At 69.4% G+C, this 15281-nt stretch carries 12 protein-coding genes; 10 read left to right on the forward strand and 2 right to left on the reverse strand.

Annotated features, from left to right (window positions below):
* Nucleotides 1–162 precede the first annotated feature (162 nt).
* From DOO78_RS15950 to DOO78_RS15990, 8 genes are all read left to right on the forward strand, one after another.
* Nucleotides 163–1068, forward strand: coding sequence for a LysR substrate-binding domain-containing protein (locus tag DOO78_RS15950; protein WP_111470860.1), 906 nt, complete (start codon nt 163–165; stop codon nt 1066–1068).
* A 756-nt stretch (nt 1069–1824) separates the two neighbouring features.
* On the forward strand, nt 1825–3090 hold the full coding sequence (locus DOO78_RS15960) for an ABC transporter substrate-binding protein (protein ID WP_207802931.1): 1266 nt from the start codon (nt 1825–1827) through the stop codon (nt 3088–3090).
* A gap of 91 nt (nt 3091–3181) precedes the next feature.
* Nucleotides 3182–4270: a pyrimidine utilization protein A gene (rutA, locus tag DOO78_RS15965; RefSeq protein ID WP_111470863.1), complete on the forward strand. Its 1089-nt coding sequence runs from the start codon at nt 3182–3184 to the stop codon at nt 4268–4270.
* Nucleotides 4270–5187: an ABC transporter permease gene (locus tag DOO78_RS15970; RefSeq protein WP_111470864.1), complete on the forward strand. Its 918-nt coding sequence runs from the start codon at nt 4270–4272 to the stop codon at nt 5185–5187. Before rutA ends, DOO78_RS15970 begins: the two co-directional genes overlap by 1 nt.
* Nucleotides 5184–6038, forward strand: coding sequence for an ABC transporter permease (locus DOO78_RS15975; RefSeq protein WP_243634571.1), 855 nt, complete (start codon nt 5184–5186; stop codon nt 6036–6038). The genes DOO78_RS15970 and DOO78_RS15975 overlap by 4 nt, the downstream gene beginning before the upstream one ends.
* Before the next feature lie 10 nt (nt 6039–6048).
* Entirely contained in the window at nt 6049–7062 is a 1014-nt protein-coding gene (locus tag DOO78_RS15980; protein WP_111470865.1) for an ABC transporter ATP-binding protein, read from the forward strand.
* Nucleotides 7063–7102: 40 nt separating this feature from the next.
* Entirely contained in the window at nt 7103–8677 is a 1575-nt protein-coding gene (locus DOO78_RS15985; protein WP_111470866.1) for an ABC transporter substrate-binding protein, read from the forward strand.
* 72 nt (nt 8678–8749) lie between these two features.
* Nucleotides 8750–9940, forward strand: a complete 1191-nt coding sequence (locus DOO78_RS15990; RefSeq protein ID WP_111470867.1) for an ABC transporter substrate-binding protein — start codon at nt 8750–8752, stop codon at nt 9938–9940.
* A 91-nt stretch (nt 9941–10031) separates the two neighbouring features.
* On the opposite strand, the gene DOO78_RS15995 is transcribed toward DOO78_RS15990, so the two are convergent.
* Both DOO78_RS15995 and exaC read right to left on the reverse strand, forming a co-directional pair.
* Nucleotides 10032–10397 (reverse strand): DUF779 domain-containing protein, encoded by a 366-nt coding sequence (locus DOO78_RS15995; protein ID WP_111470868.1) that lies wholly within the window; start codon nt 10395–10397, stop codon nt 10032–10034.
* Nucleotides 10397–11917, reverse strand: coding sequence for an acetaldehyde dehydrogenase ExaC (exaC, locus tag DOO78_RS16000; RefSeq protein ID WP_111470869.1), 1521 nt, complete (start codon nt 11915–11917; stop codon nt 10397–10399). Before exaC ends, DOO78_RS15995 begins: the two co-directional genes overlap by 1 nt.
* 279 nt (nt 11918–12196) lie before the next feature.
* Between exaC and DOO78_RS16005 the strand changes: the two genes are divergently transcribed.
* Nucleotides 12197–13630 (forward strand): aldehyde dehydrogenase family protein, encoded by a 1434-nt coding sequence (locus tag DOO78_RS16005; RefSeq protein WP_111470870.1) that lies wholly within the window; start codon nt 12197–12199, stop codon nt 13628–13630.
* 131 nt (nt 13631–13761) lie between these two features.
* Nucleotides 13762–15237: an aldehyde dehydrogenase gene (locus tag DOO78_RS16010; protein ID WP_111470871.1), complete on the forward strand. Its 1476-nt coding sequence runs from the start codon at nt 13762–13764 to the stop codon at nt 15235–15237.
* The last annotated feature ends 44 nt before the right edge of the window (nt 15238–15281 follow it).

The following is a 15281-nucleotide window of genomic DNA, read 5'->3' on the forward strand; positions in this document are numbered from 1 at the left end:
CGCCAGCCGGCGGCGAACGGCGTGGTGCGGCAGGGGCGCCGGCCATCACGCCGCAATGTGCTTGGCCTTGCAGGACGCTAGCGGCAATCAGAGGATAAAAGAAAGTCCCAGTCCCGAATGGGTGCGATAGATGCAAACTATCATGACAGCAGGGCTGACCCGATGAACCTGCGCGACCTGCGCTACCTCCTCGCCGTGGCCGAGCACGCGCATTTCGGCCGCGCCGCCGAGGCCTGCGGCATCAGCCAGCCCACGCTCTCCGTGCAGGTCCGCAAGCTGGAGGAGTTGTTCGGCGTGGCGCTGTTCGAGCGGACGAGCAAGCGCGTGGTGCCGACCGCCGCCTGCGAGCGGCTGCTCGGGCATGTCCGCGCCGCGGTGGCAGAGACCGACGCCATGCTCACCCTGGCCCGCAACCTGCGCGACCCGCTGGCCGGCCGCTTCCGCCTCGGCATCATCCCGACGCTGGCGCCCTATCTGCTGCCGCTGGTCTTCGCGCCATTGCGCGAGGCCCTGCCGGCGCTCGAGATCGAGCCCTGGGAGGATCAGACGACCGCGCTGCTCGACCGGTTGCGGGCGCATGAGCTGGATGCCGCCCTGCTGGCGACCGAGGTGGACGGGCCGGATCTCGTCAGCCAGCCGCTCTTCGCCGAGCCCTTCCTCGCCGCCCTGCCGCCGGAGCACCCGCTGGCGCAGCGCGAGGTGGTGGCGGAGGCGGACCTGGCGCGCGACATCCTGATCCTGGCCGAGGGGCATTGCCTGCGCGACCAGGCCCTGGCGGCATGCGGACGCGGCGGCGCGCTTGGCAGCACGCTGCGGGCGGCGAGCCTCTCGACGCTGCTCAACATGGTGGCGGCGGGCTATGGCACCACGCTGATCCCGGCCCTGGCGGCGGGGGCGGCGCAGGATGCCGGCATCGTGCTGCGGCCGCTAGCGGCGCGAGTGGGCCGGACGGTCCGCATCGCCTGCCGCGCCAGCTTCCCGCGCCGCGCCGCGCTGGACGCGGTGGGCGAGGTGATCGCCTCGCGCCTGCGGGGTTTTGCCGAGGGCGCTGCCGCCGGCACGGTCTGACACCGACGGCGCCAAAACCTGCTTGAAGTCACTCGACGGAGTCGCATCTGCTGCGTTGAGGGAAGAGCCAGACACGGAGGAGATCGTCCCATGGCATCGGCATCCGGCCAGAAGAACCTCGCCGCGGGCGGGCCCGCGGCACAGCCGCCGAACACGCGGCCGGATCATGGCCCCCTGCCGGAGCCCGGCCCGGCTCCGGTGGGGCCGGCCGTCCATGAGCCCAAGCAGACGCCGGCCTCGACGCCGCATGATCCCGGCCCCGCCCCGCCGGGCCCCGCGGTGGAGCATCACGACAAATAGGGTTCTCCGGCAGCGCCACGGCGCTGCAGACGGCTGGCGTGCCTTACAAGAACGCGCCGTCCTTGAGGCGGCGTGACGACCAGGGCGGATGTCGCAAGGCATCCGCCCTAATCATGTCCGCTCCCGGCCCATGCCTGGGCGGCGGCCGAACCTGTTCGAAGGGGGCGTCTCTCGCCATGCGCGGAAGCCGCCCTGTCCCCGCCTGCCCGGTGCGGCGCCCATCGAGGCGGGCCCTGGCGCACCCCACGCATATCTTAAATTATTGTCAATTTATTGAGCATCTCTAGAGGCATTTCGCCCAATATAATTACCACTATCACGTTACTTTGCGAATTTGCCTAGAGGGTATTCACTTTTGTGCATCGCAAAACGGTGCGGAACCCGATCCCGGGCCACCGCCCGCGCCGCCGTGATGGAGGCAGCCCGTCGATGCCGCATGAGTCTCCCCCCGGCGCCATGCGCCGATCCCTGGTCAAGGCCGCGCTCGGCGCGGCCGGCGCCGCCGCCGGATCGGGTGCCCTCACCGGCTTCCCGACCATCTGGGCGCAGAACATCAAGGACATCACGCTGCAGCATGCCGGGCCGCCAGTGACCGCGATCGGGCAGATCGCGGAGCAGGCGAGCAAGGATCTCGGCTTCACCGTCCGCATGCAGGCGGTCGAGGGCGCCGACCTGCTGAACCGCTTCCTGTCGCAATCGAGCGCGATCGACGTGGCGGATGTGGCGCTCACCTTCCTGCGGTACCTGGTCGGCCGCAACGTGCTGCAGGCGATCCCGCTCTCGAAGATCAAGTACTGGGACCAGACCATCCCGCTCTTCACCAAGGGCGAGTATCCGGACGGGCGACGCGCCTCGACGCAGGGCATCGCCCCCTATGGCGTGATCTACGTCACGGGCGCCGATGCCAAATCCTTCTCCGACGGCCCGAGCAAGTGGCTGAGCGGCATCCCCTCCGTCACCAATGCCGATACCCTCGGCATCCGGCCCGATCTCGTCGGGCGGCCAGTGACGAGCTGGGCCGACCTGCTCGACCCGGCCTTCAAGGGCAAGGCGGCGCTGCAGGACCAGCCGACGATCGGCATCATCGATGTCGCCCTCGCGGTCGAGGCGCGCGGCGCCGCGACCTACGGCAACAAGGGCAACATGACCAAGGCCGAGATCGACAAGACGATCGGCCTGATGATGGACATCAAGCGCAGCGGCCAGTTCCGCTCCTTCTGGACCACCTTCGATCAGTCGGTGAACCTGATGGCCTCGGGCGAGGTGGTGATCCAGTCCATGTGGTCGCCCGCCGTCTCCGCCGTGCGCACCCGCGGCATCCCCTGCACCTTCCAGCCGCTGAAGGAGGGCTACCGCGGCTGGGGCTACACCTTCGGCATGATGAAGCACCTCACCGGGCTGAAGCGCGACTGCGCCATCGAATACGCCAACTGGTATGCCTCCGGCTTCCAGGGCGCCTTCATCGCCCGCCAGGGCTACTACTCGGCCCAGCCGGAGACCACCCGCAAATACCTCACCCCGGCCGAGTGGGACTACTGGTACGCCGGCAAGCCCGCGGCCACCGACCTGCCCGATCCCTACGGCAAGCCCGCGATCAAGGCCGGCGAGGTGCGCGACGGCGGCGCCTTCTGGGAGCGCATGGGCAACATCGCGGTGTGGAATTCGGTGATGGACGAGGACCGCTACCTCACCCGCCGCTGGAACGAGTTCATCTCGTCCTGACGCCGGCCGCGCCCCGCCCTCCCCTTCGACCGCGTGATCGAGCCCCGCCGGCAGCATCGCCCCGGGTGCTCAGCTCCAGGAGCGATGTCGCATGCAGCTCGGTGTCTTCATTCCCATCGGCAACAACGGCTGGCTGATCTCCACCACCTCGCCCCAGTACATGCCGAGCTTCGACCTGAACCGCACCATCGTGGAGAAGGCGGAGCGCTTCGGCTTCGACTTCGCCCTCTCGATGATCAAGCTGCGCGGCTTCGGCGGGCCGAGCGGCTTCTGGGACCACAACCTCGAAAGCTTCACCCTGATGGCCGGGCTGGCGGCGGTGACGAGCCGCATCCAACTCTTCGCCACCTGCGCCGTGCTGACCCTGCCGCCCGCCATCGCCGCCCGCATGGCGGTGACGATCGACAGCATCTCGCATGGCCGCTTCGGGGTGAACCTGATCACCGGCTGGCAGCGGGCGGAATACACCCAGATGGGCCTCTGGCCCGGCGCCTCCCACTACCACCGGCGCTACGACTACTGCGCCGAATACGTGACGATCATGAAGGAGCTCTGGACCACCGGCCGCTCCGACCTCAAGGGCGACTTCTTCCAGATGGAGGATTGCCGCTGCAGCCCGCTGCCGCAGGCGCATATCCCCATCATCTGCGCCGCGCAGAGCGATGCCGGCACGCGCTACGCCGCCGAGCACGCCGACTACAATTTCTGCGCCAGCTTCGGCGTCAACCAGCCGCAGGCTGTGGCGCCGAGCGTCGCCCGCCTGGTGAAGGCGACGGAGGAGACGGGGCGGGATTGCGGCGCCCTGGTGCTGACCATGATCATCGCCGACGAGACCGACGCCGCGGCGATGGCGAAATGGGAGCACTACAAGGCCGGCGCCGATCTCGAGGCGCTGGCCTGGCGCGACGCGCAGGCGGGCGACGACCCCAGCCGCGACCCCTATGCCGGCCCGAACCGGCGCAAGACGCTGGCCGAGAACGGCCGGCCGCTGCCGACCAACCAGGGCGTCCTCTGCGGCTCCTACGCCTCCATCGCCCGCATGCTGGACGAGATGGCGACGGTGCCCGGGGTGCGCGGCGTCATGCTCACCTTCGACGATTTCGTCATCGGCATGGAGCAGTTCGGCACCCGCATCCTGCCGCTGATGCACTGTCGCAACACCGTCAGCCAGGCGGCGTGATGGAGGCGGTCGGGCAGGCAACGGCCTTCACGGCCCCGGCGCGGGCGCGCCGGCGGCCGCGGCTGACCTCCGAGGCGATCTCCTGGCTGCAGGTCGGGCCGCTCGCCTTCATCCTCATCGTCTTCTTCGCGCTGCCGACGGTGCTCTTCCTCGTCGTCAGCTTCTTCGACTACGACCGGACCGGCATCTACCCGGCCTTCATGCTGGACAATTACCGGGAGGTGCTGACCACGCCGGCGACGCTGCGGATCTATGTCAGCTCGCTGAAATTCGCCTTCATCGTCTGGGCCATCACCCTCCTCCTCGGCTTCAGCATCGCGCATTTCCTGGTCTTCCATGTCCGCAGCGCGGCGGTGCGAACGGTGCTCTTCCTGCTCTGCGCCATTCCCTTCTGGACCTCGGGCATCATACGCACCATCGCCTGGATCCCCTTCCTTGGCCGCAACGGCGCCTTCAACCAGGCGCTGATCGACCTGCACCTGATCGACCAGCCGCTGGAATTCCTGCTCTTCTCCCCCTTCGCCGTCTGCGTCACCTATGTGCATCTCTTCACGCTGCTGATGATCGGGCCCATCGCCAATTCCCTGGCGAAGATCGACCCGGCCCTGCTGGAGGCGGCGCGCGATGCCGGCGCCAGCCGCTGGCGGACCATGGTGGATGTGGTGATCCCGCTCTCGAAGACCGGCATCGCCCTCGGCTCCATCCTCGTCTTCACCCAGGTGATGGGCGACTTCTTCGTGGTGAAGCAGATGAGCGGCGGCCAGAGCGCCTCCATCGTCTCGGCGCTCGCCACCGAGATCCAGGCCATGCAGTACCCGCCGGCGGCGGCCAGCGCCATGCTGCTCGTCCTCTTCGTCGCCATCATGGTGGCCGGGATGATGCGCGTGGTCGACGTGCGCAAGGAGCTGGTGCGGTGATCGGCGGCGGCGCCCGGTCGCGGGACCCGCGGGAGAAGCGGCCCTGGACCTTCTATGCGCTGGCGACGCTCATGGGCGTGTTCCTGCTTTTCCTCTACGGCCCGATGTTCGTCATCTACCTGCTCTCCTTCCAGGGGCCGAATGGCGGCGTCACCTTCCCCATGGTCGGCGTTTCCACCGTCTGGTTCGAGGACATCCTGAAGCCCGGGCAGATGGCCAATATCCCGGTTGCCTTCGGGCGCTCGATCCTGCTCGCCGCCATCGTCAGCACCATCACCGTCCTGGTCTCGGTTGCCGCCGGCCTCGGCTTCCGCCGACGCTTCCGCGGCTCCGGTATCCTGTTCTACCTGGCCGTCGCCAGCCTGGTGATGCCGAGCCTGCTGGTCGGCTTCGGCATCGGGCTCGGCTTCCAGCTCTTCGGCTGGAAGGCGGATCTGTTCAGCTCGGCGCTGGCCGCGCAGCTCACCTGGACGCTGCCCTTCGGGCTCTTTGCCATGTTCGCGGTCTTCAACCGCTTCAACCGCGCCTATGAGGAGGCCGCGACGGATCTCGGCGCCAATGCCTGGCAGCGGCTCCGCTGGGTGACGCTGCCGATCCTGCTGCCTGGCATCCTCGGCGTCGCCATGGGCGCCTTCACCCTCTCCTATGACGAATACGCCCGCACCACGCTGGTCGCCGGCAACCGCAACACCCTGCCGCTCGAGATCTACGCGCTGATCTCGAGCTCCACCTCGCCGACACTCTTCGCCATCGGCACCCTGACCACCACCGTTTCCTTCCTGGTGATCGGCGCCACCCTGGCTTTCGTATTCCGGCTGCAGCGGCGCCGCGCGCTGGCGCGGCACGGCTGAGGAGCGATCCATGGACAGCAACGGCTTCCGCCCCGAGCACCGCTTCGATGTCGAGCTGGTCGCCGTCACCAAGCGCTACGGCGGCACCGTGGCGGTGGACGGCGTCTCGCTCCGCATCCCGCGCGCCACCTATTGCTGCCTGCTGGGGCCGAGCGGCTGCGGCAAGACCAGCACGCTGCGGATGATCGCCGGGCACGAGGTGATCTCCGAGGGCGACGTGCTCATCCACGACGTCAACGTCACCGACCTGCCGCCGGTGCAGCGCGGGACGGCGATGATGTTCCAGAGCTACGCCCTCTTCCCGCATCTGAATTGCCTCGACAACGTCGCCTTCAGCCTGAAGGCGCGCGGCGTTCCGAAGCCCGAGCGGCACCGGCGGGCCCGTGACTACCTCGCCCGGGTGCATCTGCAGGACTATGCCGAGCGGCTGCCCGGGCAGCTTTCCGGCGGCCAGCAGCAGCGCGTCGCCCTGGCCCGCGCCCTGATCACCGAGCCCCGCATCCTGCTGCTGGACGAGCCGCTCTCGGCGCTCGACCCCTTCCTGCGGGGCCAGGTGCGGGAGGAGCTGAAGCGGCTGCAGCGCGAGTTGGGCATCACCTTCATCCACGTGACCCACAGCCAGGACGAGGCGATGGCCCTCGCCGACTTGATGGTCATCATGGAGGCCGGCCGCATCCGCCAGGCCGGGCCGCCGCGCGAGATCTTCGAGCGGCCGGCGGATGCCTTCGTCGCCCGCTTCATCGGCGGCCACAACATCCTGCGCGACGGCGCCGGCACCATCGCCGTCCGCGCCGACCGCTGCCGCCTCGGCATCCCCGAAGCCGGGCCGCATATCCGCGGCCGCGTCGCCGCGGTGGAGTATCAGGGCAGCAGCGTGCGCGTGGCCCTCGCGGTCGATGGCGGGCCGCCGCTGTCCGTCGTCATGCCGGACGACCGCTTCTTCGCCGGGCCGGTGCAGCCGGGCGAGGAGGCGGCGCTCACCTGGTCGACGCGGGACGCCCACGCCCTCCCCGATCCCGCCTGACGGGCGGCCGCGCCCCGCAGCCAGAACGAAGGCCACGCCCATGCATCGCCGGAGCCTCCTCCTCGCCGCCGCATCCCTTGCCGCGCCACGCCTCGCCGGCGCCGCGGCCGGCAAGCTGCTCACCTTCGTCCCCTACGCCGATGTCGCCGCGCCGGACCCGATCTGGAGCAGCACCTACGCCACCCGCACCTCGGCGCTCGCCGTCTTCGACACGCTCTACGGCGTGGATGAGGCGCTGACTGCGCGGCCGCAGATGGTCGAGGGCCATGTGGTGGAGGAGGAGGGCCGCCGCTGGACCCTGACGCTGCGCGAGGGCCTCGTCTTCCATGACGGCGAGAAGGTGCTGGCGCGCGACTGCGTCGCCTCGATCCGGCGCTGGGGGCAGCGGGACGGCTTCGGCCAGGCGCTGCTCGCCGCGACCGAGTCCCTGAGCGCGCCGGACGACCGCAGCATCGTCTTCCGCCTCAAGCGCCCCTTCCCGATGCTGCCGGATGCGCTGGCCCGCCCCAGCGCCCTGGTCTGCGCCATGATGCCCGAGCGCATCGCCCGCACCGATGCCTACAGCCAGATCCCCGAGGTGATCGGCAGCGGCCCGTTCCGCTACCTGGCGGCGGAGCGGGTGCCGGGCGCGCGCGTGGTCTATGAGCGGCACGCCGCTTACCGGCCACGGCCGGAGGGCAGCCCGAGCTTCACCGCCGGACCGCGGATCCCCTATCTGGACCGCGTCGTCTTCAACGTCATGCCGGACCCGGCCGCGGCGGCGGCGGCCTTGCAGGCGGGCGAGGTGGACTGGATCGAGCAGCCGCTGATCGACCTCCTGCCCCTGCTCCGCCGCTCGCGCGACATCACCGTCGAGGTGAAGGACCGCTCCGGCTATCTCGGGCAATTCCGCTTCAATCACCTGCATCCGCCCTTCAACAACGCCGCCATCCGCCGCGTCATCCTGGCGGCGATCAGCCAGACCGATTGCATGAAGGCGGTGGTCGGCAGCGAGGAGGCGATCGCCAACAGCCGGGTCGGCATCTACACGCCGGGCTCGCCCTTCGAGAGCGATGCGGGGAAACCGCCGACGCCGCCGGCCGATCTGGCGCCGCTGCGCAAGGCGCTGGCCGAGGCCGGCTACAAGGGCGAGCGCGTCGTCATGCTCGCCGCCGCCGAGGTGCCGCGCATCACCGCGGTCTGCGAGGTAACGCGCGACGTGCTGGCGCGGCTCGGCGTGAATGTCGACTACGTGCAGGCGGATTGGGGCACCATCGGCGCCCGCACCACGAGCAAGGAGCCGGTGGAGCGCGGCGGCTGGAGCTGCTACTGCACCTATGTCGGCGGCATCGATGCGATGAGCCCGGCGGTGCATTCGGCGCTGCGCGGCAATGGGGTCAATGGCGGCCCGGCCGGCTGGCCGAGCAGCGCCCGCATTGAGGAGCTGCGCGATCGGTTCTTCCAGGCGTCCGATGCCGAGGCGCAGAAGGCGGCGACGCGGGCCCTGCAACTCCAGGCCTGGCAGGACGTGCCCTTCGTGCCGCTCGGGCAGTTCATCCAGCCGGTTGCCTACCGCACGTCCTTGACCGGCATGGTGCCCGGCGTGCCGCTCTTCACCAATATCCGCAAGGCCTGACCGCGCGGGCCTGCCATCTCGCCAGGCCTGCCGTTCTCGCCTAGCCTCCCAGGAAAAGCATGGGAGGAAGCAATGACCAGCATCGCACGCCGGCGGCTCGTGCAGGCTTCGGCCGCCGCAACGCTCGCCACCGGCCTGGCGCGGCCTGCCCTGGCCGCCTCGGGGCCGATCAAGATCGGCTGGCTGCCGGCCCTGACCGGACCGTCCTCGTCCACCGGCATCGCCATCGGCCGCGGCGTCGGCTTCGGGGTCGCCGAGCTCAACGCCGCCGGCGGCATCGATGGCCGCAAGGTCGAGCTCATCATCCGCGACACGCAGAGCGACCCCACCAAGGCAGTGAACGCGGCGGCCGAGCTGACGCGCAGCGAGAAGGTCCATGTCATCTACGGCCCCGGCAATTCGGGCGAGGCTCTCGCCTGCACGGCGGTCATCGCCCGCGCGCGCACGCCGCAACTCAATCCCTGCTTCGTCGACGAGGTGATCGATGCGGAGAAATACCCCCTGGCCTTCCGCACGGCCCCGTCCAACCAGCAGGTCGGCGCCGCTGCCAACCGCTTTGTCCTGGACATCCTGAAGATCAGGGAGATCGCCGTCATCGGCGACACGACCGGATACGGCACCTCCTCGGTCAAGGCTTTCGCGGCGATGCTGACCGCGGCGGGCGCCTCGGTGGTCTACGAGGCCTCGATCGACGCCAACCAGCCCGATCTCCTGCCCGACATGATGCGCATGCGGAATGCGGGGGCGAAGGCGATCATGCCCTGGAGCGTCAACCCCGGCTTCCTCGCGCGCCTCCTGAACACCCGCGCCGCCATGGGCTGGGACGTGCCGGTGGCCGGCCAGCCGACACTCGGCTCCGGCCAAACCCGGGCCCTGCTCGAACGGCCGGAGAATTGGCAGAAGGTCTACCAGACCAATTTCCGCACCTGCTGCTACGGCGAGGATGGGAAATTGCCGGAACGGACGGCCGAGCTCGTCGCTCGGTTGCGCAAGGCGCAGGTCGAGACCTCGGACACGCTGCTCTGGTGGATCGCCGCGGGCTACGACATCGCGGCCCTGGTCACCGCCGCCGTGCGGCATGCCGGAGAGAAGCCGGAGCAGATGGCCGCCTACTGGAATGCCGCCGGGCCCTTCGCCGGCGTGTTCGGCCATTACGGCTGGGCGGCCAATCAGCACAATGGCTACCCCGACGACAGCGTCGTGATGTCGCAGGCCAACTCCTTCCAGAACGGCACCTTCCGGCTGGCGCCTGGCTACGGCTGAGCCGGCCTGATCCCGGCGCCACGGGGGACCGCAACGCCGCGACGCCCGACGTCTCGCCCCGGGGCGGCCGCCCCGGGTGCGGGCCTCGCCGTCACTCCGCTATGGGCGCCAGCGCCTCCATCTCGGCATCGGTGAAGAGCCGGCTGCGCGTCAGGAAGCGGAGCCCCTCCGGTGCCTCGAGCGAGAAGCCGGACCCGCGGCCACGGACGACGTCGATGATGAGCTGCGTGTGCTGCCAATAGGCGAATTGCGCCGCGCCGATGAAGAAGGGGCAGCCGCCGATATCGCCCAAGCGGATGTCCTGCGCACCGGTCCGGAACTCTCCCAGCGGGTAGCACATGGGCGCCGAGCCGTCGCAGCAACCGCCCGACTGATGAAACATCAGCGGTCCGTGCTGGGCACGGAGGCGCTCGATGAGCGCCTCCGCCGCCGGCGTCGCGACGACCCGGCCCGCCATCAGAAGAAGCCCAGCGCCTTCGGGCTGTAGCTCACCAGCATGTTCTTGGTCTGCTGGTAGTGGTCGAGCATGGAGCGGTGATTCTCGCGCCCGATGCCGGACTGCTTGTAGCCGCCGAAGGCGGCATGGGCCGGATAGAGATGGTAGCAGTTGGTCCAGACCCGGCCGGCCTGGATCGCCCGGCCGAAGCGGTAGGCGCGCGTGCCGTCGCGGGTCCAGACGCCGGCGCCGAGGCCGTAGAGCGTGTCGTTGGCGATGTGCAGCGCCTCGTCCTCGTCCTTGAAGGTCGTGACCGAGACCACGGGGCCGAAGATCTCCTCCTGGAAGACGCGCATGCGGTTGTGCCCTTGCAGCACCGTGGGCTGCACGTAGAAGCCGCCCTCCAGCTCGCCGCCGGGATGGAAGCGCTCGCCGCCGGCGAGGACCTTGGCGCCCTCCTGCCGGCCGATATCGAGATAGGACAGGATCTTCTCGAGCTGGTCGTTCGAGGCCTGGGCGCCGACCATGGTGGCGCTGTCGAGCGGATTGCCCTGGATGATCTTGCCCACGCGCTTCAGCGCCCGCTCCATGAAGCGGTCGTAGATGCTTTCGTGGATCAGCGCCCGGCTCGGGCAGGTGCAGACCTCGCCCTGGTTGAGGGCGAACATGGCGAAGCCCTCGAGCGCCTTGTCGAGGAAGTCGTCATCCTCCGCCATCACGTCCTTGAAGAAGATGTTCGGCGACTTGCCGCCGAGCTCCAGCGTGACCGGGATGATGTTCTCCGAGGCGTACTGCATGATCAGCCGGCCCGTCGTGGTCTCGCCGGTGAACGCCACCTTGGCGATGCGGCGGGACTGCGCGAGCGGCTTGCCGGCCTCGACGCCGAAGCCCTGCACGACATTGACCACGCCGGGCGGCAGGATGTCCGCCAGCACGTCCATCAGCACCGCGATCGCCATCGGCGTCTGCTCGGCCGGCTTCAGCACGACGCAATTGCCGGCCGCGAGCGCCGGCGCGAGCTTCCAGACGGCCATCAGCAGCGGGAAGTTCCAGGGGATGATCTGGCCGACGACGCCGAGCGGCTCATGGAAATGGTAGGCGACGGTGTCGTGGTCGATCTCGCTGAGGCTGCCCTCCTGCGCCCGGATCGCGCCGGCGAAGTAGCGGAAATGGTCAACGGCCAGCGGCAGGTCGGCGGCGGTGGTCTCGCGGATCGGCTTGCCGTTGTCGATGGTCTCGACCAGGGCGAGCGTCGAGAGCCGGGCCTCGATGCGGTCGGCGATCTGCAGCAGCAGCTTCGAGCGTTCGGCGGCCGCGGTCCTGCCCCAGGCTTCGCGGGCCGCATGCGCCGCGTCGAGCGCGCGCTCCACATCCTCCGCGGTCGAGCGCGCGACGGTGCAGATCACCTTGCCATTGACCGGCGAGATATTGTCGAAATGCTGGCCCTTGATGGCCGGCACCCATTTGCCGCCGATCCAATTGTCGTAGTGCGGACGGATCGCGATGTCCTTGGCGATGTCGCTCAGAGCCTTGTCGACCATGAAGCATCCTCCTCGATCTATTGTCCGGCCGACCTTCCGGATCGGCAGGCCCGGCAGCCGCATTATGGACAAGTAAATATAACGAAGGCCAGTTCCCCGGGCCAGTCCCTTGCGCGCGCCGGCGGTGTCAATGACACCATGGTCGGGGGTGTTGATTGCCAGTCCGCGATGGCCACCGTTATACTGTCCAAGCCATAGCGTAACGAGCAGGAATGGCCCCGCCCCGGCCTGTCCGCGGCGCAAGCCATGTCCATGCGCCGAGGACGGGGAACGGTTGCGATGAGCCATGAACGCCAGCACTATGTGAACGGGGCCTGGGTCGAGCCGCTGCAGCCGACGCTGCTCGATGTCGTCGATCCCTCGACCGAGGAGGCCTTCACTCAGATCGCGGTCGGCGGCGCGGCGGATGTCGACCGCGCGGTGGAAGCCGCGCGCGCCGCTTTCCCGGCCTTCGCCGCCACCACCCGGCGGCAGCGGCTGGACCTGTTGCGCGCCATCCTCGCCGAGTACAACAAGCGGCGCGACGACATCGCCGATGTGCTGTCGCGCGAGATGGGGGCGCCGCGGAAATTCGCCTATGAGCGGCAATCCGCCACCGGCACCGGGCATCTGGCCCGCATGATCGAGGTGCTGGAGGATTACCGCTTCGAGGAGGTGCAGGGCACCACGCTGATCGCGCGCGAGCCGATCGGCGTGGTCGGGCTCATCACTCCCTGGAACTGGCCGATCAACCAGATCGTCTGCAAGGTGGCGCCGGCCATCGCCGCCGGCTGCACCATGGTGCTGAAGCCCTCCGAGGTGGCGCCGCTGAACGCCGTCATCTGGAGCGAGGTGATGCATGCCGCCGGCGTGCCGGCCGGCGTCTACAACATGGTCCAGGGCGAGGGCGGCACGGTCGGCAACGCCATGTCGGCGCATCCCGGGATCGACATGATGTCCTTCACCGGCTCCACCCGCGCCGGCATCCTGGTGGCGCAGGCGGCGGCCACCACCGTCAAGCGCGTGGCGCAGGAGCTGGGCGGCAAGTCGGCCAACATCCTGCTGCCGGATGTCGATTTCCCGACCGCCGTCACCAAGGGCGTGCTCGGCATGATGGGCAACAGCGGCCAGTCCTGCAACGCGCCGACCCGCATGTTCGTGCCCCTCGACCGGCATGAGGAGGTGAAGGCCATCGCCAAGGCGGCGGCGGAGCGTGTGGTGGTCGGCCCGGTGGATGACGAGCGCACCACCATCGGCCCGGTGGTCAGCGCGGTGCAGTTCGAGAAGATCCAGCGGCTGATCCAGGCCGGCATCGAGGAGGGGGCGGAGCTGGTGACCGGCGGCCCCGGCCGGCCGGAGCACCTCAACCGCGGCTATTTCGTGCGCCCCACCGTCTTCGCCAATGTGCGCAACGACATGACCATCGCGCGGGAGGAGATCTTCGGCCCGGTGCTGTCGATCCTGCCCTATCGCGACGAGGCCGAGGCGATCCGCCTGGCAAACGAGACCGTCTATGGCCTGGCTGCCTATGTGCAGTCCGCCGATCTCGATCATGCGCGGCGGGTGGCGGCGCAGATGCGCGCCGGCAACGTGCACCTCAACTACCCGGCGCCCGACACCGCCGCGCCCTTCGGCGGCTACAAGCAATCCGGCAATGGCCGCGAATACGGCAAATGGGCGCTCGACGAGTTCTGCGAGATCAAGGCGGTGATCGGCTACGGCGCCGCCGCCTGAGCCCAAGCGGGCGGGGCCGCGCGGCCCCGCCCGATGCTATCCCCGGCACCCGGAACGCGGTATGGCGGCGCCGCGCGGCCGGTGCCGTCCGGCTGCGCCCGCGACTGCCAGATCTATGGAGGAGGCCGCCCATGAAGACCTATGGCCACTACATCGCCGGCCAGTATGTCGAACCGGCGCAGCAGCGCTGGCTCGACAGCTACAACCCCTATACCGGCGAGGTCTGGGCCCGCATCCCGCAAGGCTGCGCGGCGGATGTGGACCGTGCCGTGGCCGCGGCGCGCGGCGCGTTGCAGGACGGCCCCTGGCCGAAGCTCACCGCCTCCGCCCGCGGGCTGCTGATGCAGCGCCTGGCCGACCTCATCGCCGCCAATGCCGAGCGCTTGGCCGAGACCGAGGTGCGCGACAACGGCAAGCTGCTGGCGGAGATGCTGGGGCAGACCCGCTACAACCCGGAATGGTGGCGCTACTATGGCGGCCTGGCCGACAAGGTCGAGGGCGCGGTGATGCCGATCGACAAGCCGGAGATGTTCGCCTTCACGCGGCATGAGCCGGTTGGCGTGGTGGCGGCACTGACCGCCTGGAACTCCCCGCTGCTCTTCATCGCCTGGAAATGCGCCCCGGCGCTGGCGGCCGGCTGCACCGTGGTGGTGAAGCCCTCGGAATTCGCCTCCGCCTCCACCCTCGAATTCGCCGCCCTCACCAAGGAAGCGGGCTTCCCCGACGGCGTCTTCAACGTCGTCACCGGCCTCGGGCCGGAGGCCGGCTCGGCGCTGGTCGATCATCCGGACGTGGCGAAGGTCACCTTCACCGGCTCGGATGCGACCGGCGCGCGCATCTATGCCCAGGCGGCGAAGACGATGAAGCGCGTCTCGCTCGAGCTCGGCGGCAAGTCCCCGAACATCGTCTTCGCCGATGCCGATCTCGACATGGCGGTGGCCGGCGTCATCTCCGGCATCTTCGCCGCCACCGGGCAGACCTGCATCGCCGGCTCGCGCGTGCTGGTGCAGAATTCGATCCGCGAGGAATTCAGCCGCCGCCTGGTGGAGCTCGGCCGCACCGCCCGCAAGGGCGACCCGATGCAGCCCGACACCAATATCGGCCCCGTCACCACCGCGCCGCAGTATCGCAAGATCCTCGACTATATCGACATCGCCAAGTCGGAAGGGGCGCGCTGCATCCTCGGCGGCGGGCCGGCCGAGGGGATGCCGGGCGGGCAGTTCGTCGAGCCGACCATCTTCACCGACGTGACGCCGGCGATGCGCATCGCCCGCGAGGAGGTCTTCGGCCCGGTCCTCTCCATCCTCGGCTTCGAGGACGAGGCGGAGGCGATCCGGCTGGCCAACGACACCATCTACGGCCTCGCCGCCGGCGTCTGGACCAGCGATATCGGCCGCGCCGTGCGCATGTCGGCGGCGCTGAAGGCGGGCACGGTCTGGGTGAACACCTATCGCGCGGTCAGCTACATGATGCCCTTCGGCGGCATGAAGCGCTCCGGCCTCGGCCGCGAGAGCGGCATCGAATCCATCCGCGAATATCTCGAGACCAAAAGCGTCTGGATCTCGACGGCGAAGGGCGCGCCGGCGAACCCCTTCATCATGCGGTAGCGGCTGGCGGCAGGGCGCGGCCATGGCCCGCCCTGCCCGACCGC

The organism is Roseicella frigidaeris, assembly GCF_003258945.1.
GTDB classification, from domain to species: domain Bacteria; phylum Pseudomonadota; class Alphaproteobacteria; order Acetobacterales; family Acetobacteraceae; genus Paracraurococcus; species Paracraurococcus frigidaeris.